This window comes from Marinobacterium marisflavi (genome assembly GCF_982447095.1).
The window spans coordinates 603,571-618,829 of sequence record NZ_OZ457898.1 but is presented as its reverse complement, the minus strand read 5'-3'; the positions used below and the strand labels follow the sequence as shown (position 1 = coordinate 618,829).

The window sequence follows — 15,259 nt, the reverse complement described above, 5'->3', positions numbered from 1 at the left end:
ATAGCGCAATTTAACACTGTTTGAATGGGTTAAAAATATGTACTCTTGTGCATATGAAACAGATAAAAGTTGTACCCAATTGGGCGTTTAGTGACAGCGAGGGAAACCAACTCAATCCGCAGCTGTTCGACCTACTCCGGGAACTGCACGAGAGCGGAAAGCTCACCAACGCAACAAAGAAACTCGGTATCTCCTACCGCCACGGCTGGAACCTGATTCAGCGCTGGGCTGAATTTTTTGGCACACCACTCGTGGATATGCAGAAGGGGCGCGGCGCTAGCCTGACGAACCTCGGAGAAAAACTTCTCTGGGCAGAGGAACGTGTACTGGCACGTCTCGGTCCGCAGATGGAGTCACTTGCCTCGGAGTTAAATTTAGAGATCCACCAGGCACTACGATCGGACACCCCGGTTATCAATCTGTTTGCCAGTCATGGTTATGCTGTAGCGATGCTGCCGAACCTAGTTCAAGAGCTACAACTCAATATACAGTACATGCCGAGCCTAGAGGGCATAGCTGCTGTGGAGTGTGGAGACTGTCAGGTGGCGGGATTTCATCTTCCTGCGCAGCTATCTGGATCGCGTATCTACGCGGAATACAAAGAGAGACTGTCGAATCCAGATTTGCGTATTATTCGCTTTATCACGCGCCAACAAGGGTTGATGGTGGCTGCTGGCAATCCAAAGCAGATCAGATCGCTCCGAGATCTGAGTCGTGAAGACGTGCGCTTTGTAAATCGACAGGCGGGCTCAGGAACGAGCGCGCTTCTCAATGAACTGCTGGAGCGTAACTCTGTAGAGACTGGACGAATAAAAGGCTTCACCACCCGCGAGTTTACCCACTCAGCCATCGCCGCCTATGTTGCCTCCGGAATGGCAGATACGGGCTTGGGTGTAGAACCACCGGCGCGCCAGTTCTCTCTCGACTTTATTCCGGTAGCGAGCGAGCATTATCTGCTGATCTGCCTCAAAGAGACCTTGGCAAACCCTGCGATGCAGCGTTTTCTGAACGACATTCGCTCTGAGCGCTTTACAGATGGAATTCTGACGCTGCCTGGTTATAGCTGCGATCACTCGGGTGAGGTAATGAGTATCAGCGACTTGTTCGCTGAATTGGAGAATTAGAACCCACAAAAAACCTCGCCGCAGCGAGGTTCTTCTTAATATAGGTCTGATCAGAACGGAATATCGTCGTCAAAGTCATCAAAGGCTGGCGGCTGCTGGGCTGGAGCCTGTTGAGGCGCTTGCTGCGGCGCCTGCTGGCGTGGTGCCTGCTGCTGTGGCTGACCGTAACCTGGATCTTGGTTGTAACCACCACCCATGCCGCCTTCCCCGCCACGCGCGTCCAGCATCTGCATTTCGCTAGCAACAATCTCTGTAGTGTAGCGATCCTGGCCGTTGTTATCCTGCCACTTACGGGTGCGCAGTGAACCCTCGCAATAGATCTTGGAGCCTTTCTTCAAGTACTCACCAGCGATCTCCGCTAGGCGGTTAAAGAAGACCACTCGGTGCCACTCAGTGCGCTCCTGCATCTGGCCCGACTGCTTATCTTTCCAAGTTTCGCTGGTAGCAATGTTGACGTTGGTAACCGCACCACCGGAAGGCATGTAACGCACCTCTGGATCAGTCCCCAGATTCCCGACCAGAATTACTTTATTTACACCGCGTGCCATCCGTTCTCTCCGCAATATGGTTCAAAAATTTCGCTCTACTTTAACAGATCAGTGTTGATGAATCAGCCGTAAAATTAGCTGATTTTTGACTAGGGCCGCGTGTTATAATTTCGCCTTTGCCCGCACGACTGGAGCAGTAATGGACAAGATTCTCGTACGGGGAGCCCGTACGCACAACCTCAAGAATATTGACCTCGATATCCCTCGCGACAAGTTAATAGTGGTTACCGGACTCTCAGGGTCGGGCAAGTCCTCTCTCGCTTTTGATACACTCTATGCCGAGGGCCAGCGCCGCTATGTAGAGTCACTCTCTACTTACGCGCGTCAATTCCTGTCCATGATGGAGAAACCGGAAATTGACCATATAGAGGGTCTCTCGCCTGCTATCTCTATTGAACAGAAATCGACCTCGCATAACCCGCGCTCCACTGTGGGCACGATTACCGAGATCTACGACTACCTGCGCTTGTTGTTTGCCCGTGCGGGTGAACCTCGCTGTCCAGAGCACGATTTACCACTGAAGGCCCAGACGATCAGCCAAATGGTTGACCAAGTATTGGCGCTGCCAGAAGGCAGCAAACTGATGCTGCTTGCCCCCGTTGTGCAAGATCGCAAAGGCGAGCACCTACACACAATAAGCAATCTGCGTGCCCAGGGTTTCGTCCGTGCGCGCATCAACGGCATCGTCGTTGACCTAGATGAAGCCCCCGAACTCGACAAGAACAAAAAGCATCGTATCGATGTGGTTGTCGATCGTTTTAAGGTGCGCGACGACCTGCAGCAGCGCTTGGCTGAGTCGTTTGAAACGGCTCTAGAGCTTACAGACGGTATCGCTACGATCGATTGGATGGATGAGGGTGCAGGTGAGGAGATCATCTTCTCCGCGCGCTTTGCCTGCCCTAAGTGTGGTCACTCAATCCAAGAGCTTGAACCGCGACTATTCTCGTTTAACAACCCACACGGCGCCTGCCCGAGCTGTGATGGCTTGGGCGTGCGCCAGTACTTCGATCCTATCAAAGTGGTACATGATCCAAGTTTAACGATCTCTGAGGGTGCTATTCGAGGTTGGGACCGACGCACACTCTACTACTTTCAGCAGCTTAAAGCGGTTGCGGAGCACTACGGATTCGATATCGATACACCGTTTAAAGAGCTGAGCAAAAAGCATCAGGACGCTGTGCTTAAAGGCAGCGGATCCGAAGTGATCCCCTTTCGTTACCTAAACGACCGTGGCGATATCATCAGCAAATCACACCCGTTTGAGGGCGTACTGAACAACTTAGAGCGCCGTTATCGCGAAACCGAGTCGGAGATGGTTCGCGAGGATCTAGCCAAGTACCTCAACATGCAACCCTGTCCGAGTTGTAATGGCAGCCGTCTTCGCAAAGAGGCTCGACATGTCTTTATTGATGAGCGGACGCTGCCACAGCTAACACAACTACCTATCGGAGCAGCTAAAGCCTACTTCGAACAACTTGTGCTAGAAGGCAAACAGGGTGAGATCGCCGAGAAGATCCTCAAAGAGATTCGTGAGCGATTAAGCTTCCTAGTTAACGTAGGGCTCGACTACCTCTCGCTCGAGCGCAGCGCAGACACGCTGTCAGGCGGTGAAGCACAACGTATTCGACTCGCAAGCCAGATTGGCGCTGGCTTAGTTGGCGTTATGTACATCCTCGACGAACCGTCGATAGGCCTGCATCAACGTGACAACGAGCGCCTGTTGAACACCCTGGTGCACCTACGCGACCTAGGCAACACGGTTATCGTGGTTGAGCATGATGAGGATGCGATCCGCAGTGCAGATTACATCGTCGATATAGGACCCGGTGCAGGCGTGCACGGCGGCGAGGTTGTTGCTGCCGGGCAGTATGATGACATCATCAAGAGTGAGCGTTCACTGACTGGGCAGTACCTGAGTGGTTCCCGTGCAATTGAGATTCCAAAGGAACGGCACAAAGCCGATCCGAAGAAGCAACTCAAACTTCTGGGAGCCCGTGGCAACAACCTTCAAAACGTTGACCTTGAGATTCCTGTCGGCCTATTCACCTGCGTAACCGGTGTATCAGGTTCAGGTAAATCAACACTGATCAACAATACGCTCTACCCGCTCGCGGCAACCGAGTTGAACAAGGCGACCACCCTGACACCAGCACCTTACAACAAGATCGAGGGGCTCAACCATTTCGATAAGGTGATCGATATCGATCAGAGTCCGATTGGACGCACACCGCGATCAAACCCGGCAACCTACACCGGGATCTTTACGCAGATTCGCGAGCTATTCTCGGGCACTCAAGAAGCACGCTCGCGCGGCTACAAACCAGGGCGCTTTAGTTTCAACGTCAAAGGTGGACGCTGCGAAGCCTGTCAGGGCGATGGTGTAATCAAGGTAGAGATGCACTTCCTTCCGGATATCTATGTGCCTTGTGATGTGTGTAAAGGAAAGCGCTACAACCGCGAAACCCTTGAAGTGATGTACAAAGGGAAAAATATTCATGAGGTTCTCGATCTAACGGTAGAGGACGCACTCAGCTTCTTCGAAGCGATTCCTGCTCTAGCGCGACGACTACAGACCCTAGTGGATGTAGGTCTGAGTTACATCCGCCTTGGCCAAGCCGCAACAACCCTCTCGGGTGGTGAAGCCCAGCGCGTCAAACTGGCGAAAGAGCTCTCTAAACGCGATACCGGTAAAACACTCTACATCCTTGATGAACCTACCACCGGTCTGCATTTCTACGATATTGAGCAGTTGCTGGCGGTCCTGAATCGTCTACGCGACCACGGCAACACCATTGTGGTCATCGAGCACAACCTTGATGTCATCAAGACTGCAGACTGGATTGTCGATCTGGGCCCCGAGGGCGGTTCAGGTGGCGGGCAGATTATCGCCGCCGGCACTCCTGAACAGGTCGCCGATACCAAAGGATCTGAGACAGGGCGCTTCTTAAAGCTGATGCTCAAGTAAAACTGCTTAGTGCGCATTCGCACGGTAGGTCGGTTTTTAAGCCGACTTACCCTGCAGATATTCTCTTAAGAAACTTCCAACTAGGTTGGCTATTCGTCCGACTAGTTCGTGCTATGTGGCGGTTCAAGTGCCGCCCTACATTAGTCCGATTACCCGATTTATCGATTAATTCGATAGTTTTGTGCATATGCGAAATATTCAATAAATTAATCGTGTGTAAGTCACTAACAGCACGTCTGTCAGATGAAATACAGGAGGAACTGCCTAGTATGTAGGAGGTACATACTATTTAAGCAACCAGGCAGGTACCTTCGGAATGAATAGCGGTATTCGAATCGCCTTACTCAGCGACTTCCAACTCTCTCGCGAAGTTTACATTAGCGCACTCGCGCACAGCTCCAGCCCTCAACCTATAAGCGTTGAAATATCGACCAACCTGGATAGCTTAGACCCCCGACAAAGCCATGACGTAGACCTAGTCTTGATTGATGTCGACGAACATGCAACCGAAGCACTGGCTTGGATGGAGCGTCACCAGCGAACCAGCAAGCCCAGCCCCGTTGCTCTTCTGGGACGCCGAATTGATGAGTATGTTATTGATCAGGCACTGATGACTGGTTGCAAAGGGATCATCAGCGAAGATAAGAGTATCGAAACCTTTTGCAGGGCCATCGTCGCTATCGCCCGCGGCGAGGTCTGGCTACAGGGTAAAGCTACGCATTACCTCCTACACCGATTACAGAATGAACATCACCCTACCCCTCAAGGCGAATATGGGGAACAACTAACAAAGCGGGAGATGCAGATAGTGACGCTGTTTAGAGAGCATCCAGACTATTCGGCAACCGGTCTAGCGGAGAAACTGAACGTTTCCGAAAGTACATTGCGCAACCATCTGACACGCGTCTACCGAAAGCTAGGGGTAAAGAATCGTTCAGCCCTTTTAAACAAGGTGATGCGAGGCTACCTCGAAATGACCCACCACTGAGACTATCTAGAGTTTAAACAAGAGCCGGCTATCGCCGGCTTTTTTGCGCCGATAAAAACGGATCTAGATATATAGATTTAAATAAATATCCCAACCGAAATCTCAATCACAGATATCTCCGTTTAAGCAGACGTGCGCTCAACCGCCCAATGAGAGCGCGACAAGGAACAAAAAATGGAGATTTTAGAACTTGAATATTAAGACCCAACAGAAACGTTTTATGTTGTTGTTTTAAGGTATTTTTAATATTACCAAGAACGGAACAGCACAAAGATTTCGGTGAGAAACAAAGACCAAAACCACCATAGACCGAAATATTTCAGGAAAGTTTCAGATAAAACACCGATAGGGAGGTTCCTCCTACGTACCTCTAGAGGAATGTCATAAGGCCAATTCTCTGTACTCTCGTAATATGTAAGTACACCCCACGGGGAGTTAAAAAGCGAACACCGCTACTTAAAACATTTGGAGGAACACCCCATGAAAACTATCAAAATCGCTACAGCATTTGGTGCAGCAATTATGATGTCAACTTCAGCTGTCGCAGCTGGTCTAACATACGCCGAAGAGGAGGCAATGGTAGACACAGCATACGTGATGGAAATCAGTCGAGGCGAGCCACTGGAGCTGACCAGCTACGCTGTTGACGAAGCCATGGTCGACAGCGCTCTGGTGATGACACCAACTTACGGTGAGCCACAGCCGATTACTAGCTACGCAATCGATGAAGCAGTGGTGGACTCGGCGTACGACTGGTCCAAGGGAGCCTTCGAAGAAGCTCCGTTTGGTAACACCGCTACTGAGTAAACAGAAGTTTGTAGTTAACTTCTAATAAAGCGCCCGCACAAGCGGGCGTTTTTACATCTACACAGCGAGGTGTAAAACTGTAAACAATAAAAAACCCGGCCAAGGCCGGGTTTTTAAGGGTCTGCTAAAACTTAGTCTTCAGAAGACTCTTCAGCAGCTACTGGACGATCAACCAGTTCAACGTATGCCATTGGTGCAGCGTCGCCAGCGCGAAAACCACACTTCAGGATGCGGATGTAACCGCCTGGACGATTCGCGTAGCGAGGGCCCAGTTCGTTAAACAGTTTACCGACAGCAGAATCGCTACGTGTGCGGCTGAAAGCCAGACGACGGTTAGCGACTGAATCATTTTTCGCCAGAGTAATCAGTGGCTCTGCAACGCGACGGAGTTCTTTAGCTTTTGGCAGTGTAGTCTTGATCACTTCGTGTTCGATCAAAGACACAGCCATATTCTTGAACATCGCTTTGCGGTGCGCACTGGTACGATTTAGGTGACGACCAGATTTACGATGACGCATCTTATGTATCCTTTAAAACTTAGCTTAAGCCAACTCAGGAAGCCGCTTTCTCGTCGCCTTTGAGGCTAGCCGGTGGCCAGTTCTCAAGACGCATACCCAGGGAAAGACCTTTAGATGCCAAGACATCCTTGATCTCCGTGAGTGACTTTTTACCCAAGTTCGGAGTTTTCAGCAGTTCAACTTCGGTGCGCTGGATCAGGTCACCGATGTAGTAGATCTGCTCAGCCTTGAGACAGTTAGCAGAACGTACAGTCAGTTCCAGGTCATCAACCGGGCGCAGAAGCACTGGATCGATTTCTGGTTCTGCTGGCTCAGCCTTCGCCTGCTCGCCTGCATCTTCGAGGTCAACAAATACTGCAAGCTGCTGCTGCAGGATTGTTGCCGCACGACGGATGCACTCTTCTGGATCGATCGTACCGTTAGATTCGATATCGATAACCAGCTTGTCGAGGTCAGTACGCTGTTCTACACGCGCACTCTCAACAGCGTACGAGACGCGCAGAACTGGGCTGTAACTAGCATCCAACTGCAGTCGGCCAATCGCACGAGTTTCGTCTTCGTCGCTGATGCGAGCATCAGCAGGCACGTAACCGCGACCACGAGTAACTGTCAGACGCATATTGAGCGAACCTGAAGTCAGGTTTGCTATTACGTGTTCTGGGTTTGCAATCTCAACATCCTGATTAACCTGGATGTCACCTGCGGTAACAGCACCAGGGCCAGATTTGTTGATTGTCAGCACCGCTTCGTCAGCGTTATGCAGAGTAATAGCTACACCTTTAAGATTGAGGAGGATCTCAATAACATCCTCCTGCACACCTTCAATGGTACTGTACTCATGCAGAACACCGTCGATCTCAACTTCAGTAACAGCACAACCTGGCATTGAAGAGAGAAGAATACGGCGCAGCGCGTTACCCAGAGTGTGACCGAAACCACGCTCCAGCGGCTCAAGAACCACCTTCGCACGTGTCTGGCTAATCTCCTGTACGTCGATATGACGTGGGCTTAGAAACTCATTTACTGAACGCTGCATGTGTGTTCCACCAGTCAAAGTTAAATTACTTAGAGTAGAGCTCTACGATCAACAGTTCGTTGATGTCAGCAGAGAGATCTGAACGCTCTGGAGCGGACTTGAAAGTACCTTCCATTTTAGCGCTGTCTACTTCGATCCACTCAACTGGTGCACGCTGTGCAGCCAGTTCCAGGGCCGCTTTAATTCGGAGCTGGTTTTTTGACTTTTCACGTACAGCAACAACGTCACCAGCCTGAACCTGGTAAGAAGCGATGTTTACAACAGCGCCATTAACAGTGATCTGACGGTGAGAAACGATCTGACGTGCTTCAGCACGTGTAGAACCGTAACCCATGCGGTATACAACGTTGTCTAGACGGCTTTCGAGGAGCTGCATCAAGTTTTCACCTGTTGCGCCCTTACGACGAGCCGCTTCTTTGTAGTATCCACGGAACTGCTTCTCGAGCACACCGTACATACGACGAACTTTCTGTTTTTCACGAAGCTGAAGACCGTAGTCAGACAGACGGCCACGACGAGCGCCGTGTACGCCTGGTACAGTTTCAGCCTTGCACTTGCTGTCTAATGCGCGAACACCGCTCTTCAGGAAGAGGTCGGTGCCTTCGCGGCGTGACAGCTTGCACTTAGGTCCAATATAACGAGCCATAATTACTTACCGTCTCCAGATTAAACGCGACGTTTCTTCGGTGGACGACATCCGTTGTGCGGAATTGGCGTCACGTCAGTGATGTTGGCGATCTTGTAGCCACAAGCGTTGAGTGCGCGTACTGCAGACTCACGACCTGGACCAGGACCCTTAACAAAAACGTCTAGGTTTTTCAGACCGTACTCAAGTGCAGCCTGACCAGCACGTTCAGCAGCAACCTGTGCAGCGAACGGCGTGCTCTTACGAGAACCACGGAAGCCGGAGCCACCTGAGGTTGCCCATGACAGAGCATTACCCTGACGATCGGTAATGGTAATAATGGTGTTGTTAAAAGAGGCGTGGATGTGCGCGAGGCCATCGGCTACCTGCTTTTTAACCTTTTTACGTGTGCGATTGTTTGGCTTTGCCATAATGGTAATTCCTATCGCTTACTTACGGATCGGCTTACGCGGGCCCTTACGGGTACGTGCGTTAGTCTTGCTGCGCTGACCGCGAACCGGCAGGTTACGACGGTGGCGGATACCGCGGAAACAACCGAGGTCCATAAGACGCTTAATATTCATGTTGACTTCACGACGAAGGTCACCTTCGACAGTCAACTTGGTAACTTCACCACGAACAATATCGAGAACTTCTTCAGACAGTTCACCAATCTTAGTAGATGGCTCAATGCCTACTGCGGCACAAATCTGCTGAGCAGTTGTGCGGCCGATCCCGTAAATGTAGGTCAGCGAAATTACCGCATGCTTATTGTCAGGAATATTGACGCCAGCTATACGGGCCATTCAATGTACTCCAATTCTATTAATTCTCTCCCGGCATGAACCGGAACGAAATTCATTCAGTTCGTGGAAGGCGCGCAATACTACACGTTGATTAAAAATAAATCAACGGTTGCGGCCTTCCCCCCATCAAACGTCAGGATTAACCCTGACGCTGTTTATGACGGGGCTCCACTTTGCAGATTACGCGAACGCTACCGTTACGACGTACAATCTTGCAGTTACGGCAAATCTTTTTAACAGATGCACGTACTTTCATGGTCCACCTCTTTCGGCTTAACGCAGGAAGCCTGCGCCGCCCTTAAGATTCGATTTCTTCATCAAGGATTCGTACTGGTGTGACATCAAGTGCGACTGCACCTGCGCCATGAAGTCCATCACCACAACTACAACGATCAGTAGCGATGTACCACCGAAGTAGAAAGGCACGTTCCATGCGACAACCAGAGCCTGCGGCATCAGCGATACCCCAGTAATGTAAAGAGCACCAAACAGGGTCAGGCGGCTCAATACCGTGTCGATGTAACGGGCAGACTGTTCACCTGGGCGAATCCCCGGAATGAAGGCACCCGATTTCTTCAGGTTATCCGCTACTTCACGAGGATTAAACATAATCGCCGTGTAGAAGTAGCAGAAGAAGATAATTGCTGCGGCAAACAACAGGATATACAGCGGCTGGCCTGGGCCAAGTGCCAATGCAATGTCCTGCAGCCAATCCATGCCTTCCGACTGACCAAACCATTGGCCAAGGGATGCAGGGAACAGCAGGATAGAAGACGCGAAGATCGCCGGGATTACACCCGCCATGTTGACCTTCAGCGGCAAGTGGCTAGTCTGCGCCGCGTAAACGCGACGGCCCTGCTGGCGCTTGGCATAGTTGATCGTTATGCGACGTTGTCCACGTTCCATGAATACCACGAAACCAACAGTCGCAATCGCCAACACACCGATTGCCAACAGCGCTAGGATGTTCAAGTCACCCTGACGAGCCGATTCAAAGGACTGACCGATCGCACCCGGCAGACCCGCCACGATACCAGCAAAGATCAGAATAGAGATACCGTTGCCGATACCACGCTCTGTCACCTGCTCACCAAGCCACATCAGGAATACTGCGCCCGCTACTAGAGTGACAACCGCTACAAAGTAGAAGTTGAACGCAGTAGTGAAGGCTACGCCCTGATTAGCCAGACCAACCGCCATACCCAGCGCCTGTACAGTTGCCAAAACAACGGTACCGTAACGGGTGTACTGGTTGATCTTACGGCGGCCCGCTTCACCCTCTTTCTTGAGAGCTTCGAGCTGCGGGCTCACAGCGGTCATCAACTGCATAATGATAGATGCAGAGATGTACGGCATGATGCCCAACGCAAGAATCGACATACGCTCGAGCGCACCACCTGAGAACATGTTAAACAGGCTCAGGATAGTACCCTCGTTCTGATCAAAGAGCGCAGCGAGACGATCTGGGTTAATACCCGGTACCGGAATATGCGCGCCGATTCGATACACAATGATTGCGATCGCGACGAAGCGTAGACGAGCCCATAGCTCACCCAAACCGCTCTGCATTCCCGCTGTTGCTTGTCCTTTGATTGCCATTACTCTTCTACCTTACCACCGGCAGCTTCAATAGCAGCTTTAGCGCCTTTGGTCACTTTAAGACCTTTGACGGTAACTGCCTTGGTAATTTCACCAGACAGAATCACACGTGCAGAGGTGATCTCTTCACGGATGATGTCAGCCTGTTTCAGCGCAGCTAGGTCGACAGTGTCAACACCCGCAGCAACGAGCTCGTTCAGACGAATCTCAGCTACGTAACGCGCCATACGAGAGTTGAAGCCAAACTTAGGCAGACGACGCTGCAGCGGCATCTGACCGCCTTCAAATCCCGGTTTTACAGAACCGCCAGAGCGGCTTTTCAAACCCTTGTGACCACGGCCACAAGTTTTACCCAGACCAGAGCCGATACCTCGGCCGACGCGCTTTGGCGCCTGCTTAGAGCCGGCACCCGGGCGTAGAGTGTTCAAACGCATTGGGTGATCCTCTTACTCGCCTTCTACACGAAGCATGTAGCTGACTTTGTTAATCATGCCACGGACTGCAGGAGTATCTTCCAACTCAACAGTGTGGTTCATGCGACGCAGGCCCAGACCAGTAAGGGTCGCCTTGTGCTTCGGCAGAGTGCCGATTGGGCTACGTACTAGGGTTACTTTTACAGTGTTAGCCATTGCTTAGCTCCCCAGAATTTCGTCTACAGACTTGCCACGCTTAGCAGCAACATCTTCTGGTGAAGTCATTGCAGCAAGACCTTTAACAGTCGCGCGAACAACGTTCACTGGATTAGTTGAGCCGTAGCACTTAGCCAGTACGTTTTCTACACCTGCAAGTTCCAGTACAGCACGCATTGCGCCACCCGCGATTACGCCGGTACCTTCAGATGCTGGCTGCATGTATACCTTTGAAGCACCGTGACGGGCTTTAATTGGGTACTGCAGAGTGTGGCCATTGAGCTGTACGCTTACCATGTTACGGCGAGCCTGCTCCATAGCCTTCTGAATCGCAACAGGCACTTCGCGCGCTTTACCGCGACCAAAACCTACACGACCTTTACCATCGCCAACTACAGTCAGAGCAGTGAAGCCGAAGATACGACCACCCTTAACTACTTTGGCTACGCGGTTAACCTGAACAAGCTTCTCTTGCAGTTCACCGTCTTTCTGTTCGTGATTTGCCATAATGAGACCTTTAGAATTCCAGACCGCCTTCACGTGCAGCGTCTGCGAGAGCAGCTACACGACCGTGGTATTTAAAACCAGAGCGGTCAAACGCTACCTGGCTAACACCTGCTTCTTTAGCACGGCTTGCGATAAGCGCACCGACTTTTTTAGCAGCATCGATGTTACCAGTTGCGCCTTCACGCAGTTCTTTTTCAACTGTAGAAGCAGATGCTAGTACAGCGCTGCCGTCGGCAGAGATAACTTGCGCATAGATATGACGCGGTGTGCGGTTAACACACAGACGCACTACACCCTGTTCACGCATCTGAGAGCGTGAGCGGCGAGCACGACGAATACGAGCTTCTTTTTTAACGTTCATAACCCTGCCTTACTTCTTCTTAGCTTCTTTACGGCGAACATATTCGTCGACGTAGCGAACACCTTTACCTTTGTAAGGCTCTGGCGGACGGAAACCACGAATTTCTGCAGCTACCTGACCAACAACCTGCTTATCAGCGCCTTTGATTACAACCTGAGTTGCAGCAGGAACTTCAGCAGTGATGCCTTCTGGCAGTGCGTATTCGATTGGATGTGAGAAACCGAGTGACAGGTTCAGAGACTTACCCTGAAGCGCAGCACGGTAACCTACACCGATAAGTTGCAGTTCCTTTTTGAACCCTTCGCTCACACCAGTAACCATGTTACCAACGATAGCGCGAGTGGTGCCGGCCAATGCCATAGCACCTTTAGAACCATCGCGTGGAGCGAAAGTCAGCTGTGCATCACCCTGTTCCATAGCAACAGATGGGTGAATGTCGTGAGTCAGCTGACCGTTTGAACCTTTAACGGTAACGGACTGACCTGCAACTGTCACAGTGACGCCTGATGGGAGTGCAACAGGTTTCTTAGCGATACGAGACATCCTAATACTCCCTTAGAATACAGTTGCAATAACTTCGCCACCAATACCAGCAGCGCGCGCAGCGCGATCGGTCATTACACCTTTGCTAGTAGAAATGATAGCGACACCCAGACCGTCAGAGACCTTAGGCAGATCACCAACACCTTTATAGATACGCAGAGATGGTTTGCTTACGCGCTTGATCTCAGCGATAACTGGCTTGCCTTCGAAGTATTTCAGTTCGATCGACAGCACAGGTTTCACATCACCTTCTACGGCGTAGTCAGCGATGTAACCCTCTTCCTTCAGTACTTTCGCAATAGCGATTTTCTGCTTCGAAGAAGGCATAGCCACAGCAGCTTTTTCAGCCATGTGACCGTTACGGATGCGTGTGAACATATCCGCGAGCGTGTCTTGCATGCTCATGCTTTACTTCCTCTAATGTGCAGCGCGATGCGGTAGCCTAACAACCTATTCATTAGGCCCAGTCCACCGCGCTTACCGTTAACCAGCTAGTAGTGGATTATTACCAGCTAGCTTTCTTAAGACCCGGAACGTCGCCGCGCATTGCAGCTTCGCGCAGCTGGTTACGGCACAGACCAAACTTGCGGTAAACCGCGTGTGGACGACCTGTAACCTGACAGCGGCGCTGTTTACGTACTGGGCTAGCGTCACGTGGCATTTTCTGCAACGCAACCTGAGCTTCCCAAACTTCGTCTTCAGAAGAAGCTGGTGAAGCGATAACCGCTTTAAGAGCAGCGCGTTTTTCAGCGAACTTAGCCGCCAACTTTTCGCGCTTAGACTCGCGATTCCACATTGATACCTTAGCCATAGTCCTACCCTTATTGCTTGAATGGGAACTGCAGCGCGCTCAACAGAGCACGACCTTCGTCGTTCGTCTTCGCAGTAGTCGTGATAGTGATATCAAGACCACGCAGAGTGTCTACTTTGTCGTAGTCGATCTCTGGGAAGATGATCTGCTCTTTAACGCCCATGCTGTAGTTACCACGACCGTCAAAAGACTTAGGGTTCAGACCGCGGAAGTCACGGATACGTGGAATTGCTACGTCTACCAGACGGTCCAGGAATTCCCACATACGCTCACCGCGCAGGGTAACCTTACAACCGATTGGCCAACCTTCACGAACCTTGAAGCCCGCGACAGATTTACGTGCCTTAGTGATAACCGGCTTCTGACCAGCGATCTGAGTTAGATCGTTAACTGCATTTTCCAGCAGTTTCTTGTCAGCCAGCGCTTCACCCACACCCATGTTAAGGGTGATTTTAGTGACGCGTGGAACGGCCATTACGTTTGGCGAATTCAGTTCTTCTTTCAGACTCAATTTTGCTTCTGAGTCGTAAAGCGCTTTCAATCTAGACATCTGTTCAACTCCTATTACTGATCGCCAGCTACTACAGCGCCGGTTGATTTGTAGAAGCGAACTTTCTTGCCATCTTCAAGAGTCTTGAAGCCGACACGGTCGCCTTTACCAGTTTCAGCGTTGAAGATCGCAACGTTAGAAGTAGCGATAGCTGCCTCTTTCTCAACGATGCCACCAGGCTGCTGAAGCATGGGGTTTGGTTTCTGGTGCTTCTTAACCATGTTGATGCCAGACACGATCAAACGATCGTTTTCGAGTACGCGTACAACTTTGCCACGCTTACCCTTGTCCTTGCCTGCGATAACGATGACTTCGTCGTCACGTTTAATCTTGCGCATTTTAAATTACCTTCGTTTCCTACTACCTTCCTCATGCTCAAAAACGCCAAACTCTCTCGAGCTTGGCGTTTTCGTCAAAACTCCGAAAAAATTTCGGGGTCTTACAGCACTTCAGGCGCCAGGGAAATGATCTTCATGAACTTCTCGTTACGAAGCTCACGCGTTACTGGGCCGAAGATACGAGTACCGATTGGTGCATCGTTGTTGTTCAACAGAACCGCTGAGTTAGTATCAAAGCGGATCAGTGAGCCATCAGGACGACGAACACCTTTACGGGTACGTACTACGACTGCTTTAAGAACCTGACCTTTCTTAACCTTGCCACGCGGAATTGCTTCCTTGACTGTCACCTTGATGACATCGCCAACACTGGCGTAGCGGCGGTGAGAACCACCCAGGACCTTAATACACATAACTCGCTTGGCACCGCTGTTGTCAGCGACATCAAGCATAGTTTCTGTCTGAATCATGGTTTACTCCACAATCTCTATGTCTTCGCCCACA

22 protein-coding genes are annotated in these 15,259 nt (G+C 50.9%); 4 read left to right on the top strand and 18 right to left on the bottom strand.

Annotated features, from left to right (window positions below):
- The first annotated feature begins 53 nt into the window (after positions 1–53).
- On the top strand, positions 54–1,124 hold the full coding sequence (locus AC1WNR_RS02950; RefSeq protein ID WP_481643048.1) for a substrate-binding domain-containing protein: 1,071 nt from the start codon (positions 54–56) through the stop codon (positions 1,122–1,124).
- Positions 1,125–1,174: 50 nt separating this feature from the next.
- Here AC1WNR_RS02950 and ssb read toward each other — a convergent pair whose 3' ends face one another.
- Entirely contained in the window at positions 1,175–1,672 is a 498-nt protein-coding gene (gene ssb, locus AC1WNR_RS02945) for a single-stranded DNA-binding protein (protein ID WP_481643047.1), read from the bottom strand.
- Between the two features lie 139 nt (positions 1,673–1,811).
- Here ssb and uvrA point away from each other — a divergent pair, with 139 nt between their 5' ends.
- The 3 genes from uvrA to AC1WNR_RS02930 all read left to right on the top strand — a co-directional run bounded on the left by uvrA (position 1,812) and on the right by AC1WNR_RS02930 (position 6,432).
- Positions 1,812–4,637 carry an excinuclease ABC subunit UvrA gene (uvrA, locus tag AC1WNR_RS02940; RefSeq protein WP_481643046.1) on the top strand — a complete coding sequence of 942 codons (2,826 nt, stop codon included), beginning with the start codon at positions 1,812–1,814 and terminating at the stop codon, positions 4,635–4,637.
- Positions 4,638–4,953: 316 nt separating this feature from the next.
- Positions 4,954–5,625: a helix-turn-helix transcriptional regulator gene (locus tag AC1WNR_RS02935; protein ID WP_481643045.1), complete on the top strand. Its 672-nt coding sequence runs from the start codon at positions 4,954–4,956 to the stop codon at positions 5,623–5,625.
- A 480-nt stretch (positions 5,626–6,105) separates the two neighbouring features.
- Complete coding sequence (locus AC1WNR_RS02930; protein WP_481643044.1) at positions 6,106–6,432, top strand: hypothetical protein; 327 nt, start codon at positions 6,106–6,108, stop codon at positions 6,430–6,432.
- Between the two features lie 131 nt (positions 6,433–6,563).
- Here AC1WNR_RS02930 and rplQ read toward each other — a convergent pair whose 3' ends face one another.
- From rplQ to rplN, 17 genes are all read right to left on the bottom strand, one after another.
- Positions 6,564–6,950, bottom strand: a complete 387-nt coding sequence (gene rplQ / locus AC1WNR_RS02925) for a 50S ribosomal protein L17 (protein WP_481643043.1) — start codon at positions 6,948–6,950, stop codon at positions 6,564–6,566.
- 34 nt (positions 6,951–6,984) lie between these two features.
- Positions 6,985–7,986 (bottom strand): DNA-directed RNA polymerase subunit alpha, encoded by a 1,002-nt coding sequence (locus tag AC1WNR_RS02920; RefSeq protein WP_481643042.1) that lies wholly within the window; start codon positions 7,984–7,986, stop codon positions 6,985–6,987.
- A 25-nt stretch (positions 7,987–8,011) separates the two neighbouring features.
- Positions 8,012–8,632, bottom strand: a complete 621-nt coding sequence (gene rpsD / locus AC1WNR_RS02915) for a 30S ribosomal protein S4 (protein WP_481643041.1) — start codon at positions 8,630–8,632, stop codon at positions 8,012–8,014.
- A 20-nt stretch (positions 8,633–8,652) separates the two neighbouring features.
- Positions 8,653–9,042, bottom strand: a complete 390-nt coding sequence (gene rpsK / locus AC1WNR_RS02910) for a 30S ribosomal protein S11 (protein WP_481643040.1) — start codon at positions 9,040–9,042, stop codon at positions 8,653–8,655.
- 18 nt (positions 9,043–9,060) lie between these two features.
- Complete coding sequence (rpsM, locus tag AC1WNR_RS02905) at positions 9,061–9,417, bottom strand: 30S ribosomal protein S13 (protein WP_481643039.1); 357 nt, start codon at positions 9,415–9,417, stop codon at positions 9,061–9,063.
- A gap of 139 nt (positions 9,418–9,556) precedes the next feature.
- Complete coding sequence (gene rpmJ / locus AC1WNR_RS02900; protein ID WP_007021200.1) at positions 9,557–9,673, bottom strand: 50S ribosomal protein L36; 117 nt, start codon at positions 9,671–9,673, stop codon at positions 9,557–9,559.
- 17 nt (positions 9,674–9,690) lie between these two features.
- Complete coding sequence (gene secY / locus AC1WNR_RS02895; RefSeq protein ID WP_481643038.1) at positions 9,691–11,016, bottom strand: preprotein translocase subunit SecY; 1,326 nt, start codon at positions 11,014–11,016, stop codon at positions 9,691–9,693.
- The gene (gene rplO / locus AC1WNR_RS02890) at positions 11,016–11,450 is read right to left on the bottom strand and encodes a 50S ribosomal protein L15 (RefSeq protein WP_481643037.1); all 435 of its coding nucleotides are present in this window, start codon (positions 11,448–11,450) and stop codon (positions 11,016–11,018) included. Before rplO ends, secY begins: the two co-directional genes overlap by 1 nt.
- Before the next feature lie 12 nt (positions 11,451–11,462).
- Positions 11,463–11,645: a 50S ribosomal protein L30 gene (rpmD, locus tag AC1WNR_RS02885; RefSeq protein ID WP_481643036.1), complete on the bottom strand. Its 183-nt coding sequence runs from the start codon at positions 11,643–11,645 to the stop codon at positions 11,463–11,465.
- Between the two features lie 3 nt (positions 11,646–11,648).
- Positions 11,649–12,152, bottom strand: a complete 504-nt coding sequence (gene rpsE / locus AC1WNR_RS02880; protein WP_481643035.1) for a 30S ribosomal protein S5 — start codon at positions 12,150–12,152, stop codon at positions 11,649–11,651.
- Positions 12,153–12,162: 10 nt separating this feature from the next.
- Positions 12,163–12,513 carry a 50S ribosomal protein L18 gene (gene rplR, locus AC1WNR_RS02875; RefSeq protein ID WP_481643034.1) on the bottom strand — a complete coding sequence of 117 codons (351 nt, stop codon included), beginning with the start codon at positions 12,511–12,513 and terminating at the stop codon, positions 12,163–12,165.
- A gap of 9 nt (positions 12,514–12,522) precedes the next feature.
- Positions 12,523–13,056 (bottom strand): 50S ribosomal protein L6, encoded by a 534-nt coding sequence (gene rplF, locus AC1WNR_RS02870; RefSeq protein WP_481643033.1) that lies wholly within the window; start codon positions 13,054–13,056, stop codon positions 12,523–12,525.
- A 12-nt stretch (positions 13,057–13,068) separates the two neighbouring features.
- Positions 13,069–13,461 (bottom strand): 30S ribosomal protein S8, encoded by a 393-nt coding sequence (gene rpsH, locus AC1WNR_RS02865; protein WP_481643032.1) that lies wholly within the window; start codon positions 13,459–13,461, stop codon positions 13,069–13,071.
- 100 nt (positions 13,462–13,561) lie between these two features.
- On the bottom strand, positions 13,562–13,867 hold the full coding sequence (gene rpsN / locus AC1WNR_RS02860) for a 30S ribosomal protein S14 (protein WP_481643031.1): 306 nt from the start codon (positions 13,865–13,867) through the stop codon (positions 13,562–13,564).
- Between the two features lie 10 nt (positions 13,868–13,877).
- A complete protein-coding gene (rplE, locus tag AC1WNR_RS02855) occupies positions 13,878–14,417 on the bottom strand; it encodes a 50S ribosomal protein L5 (protein ID WP_481643030.1) in 540 nt (179 codons plus the stop codon).
- Positions 14,418–14,431: 14 nt separating this feature from the next.
- Positions 14,432–14,755 carry a 50S ribosomal protein L24 gene (rplX, locus tag AC1WNR_RS02850; protein WP_481643029.1) on the bottom strand — a complete coding sequence of 108 codons (324 nt, stop codon included), beginning with the start codon at positions 14,753–14,755 and terminating at the stop codon, positions 14,432–14,434.
- Between the two features lie 101 nt (positions 14,756–14,856).
- Entirely contained in the window at positions 14,857–15,225 is a 369-nt protein-coding gene (gene rplN / locus AC1WNR_RS02845; RefSeq protein ID WP_481643028.1) for a 50S ribosomal protein L14, read from the bottom strand.
- Between the last annotated feature and the right edge of the window lie 34 nt (positions 15,226–15,259).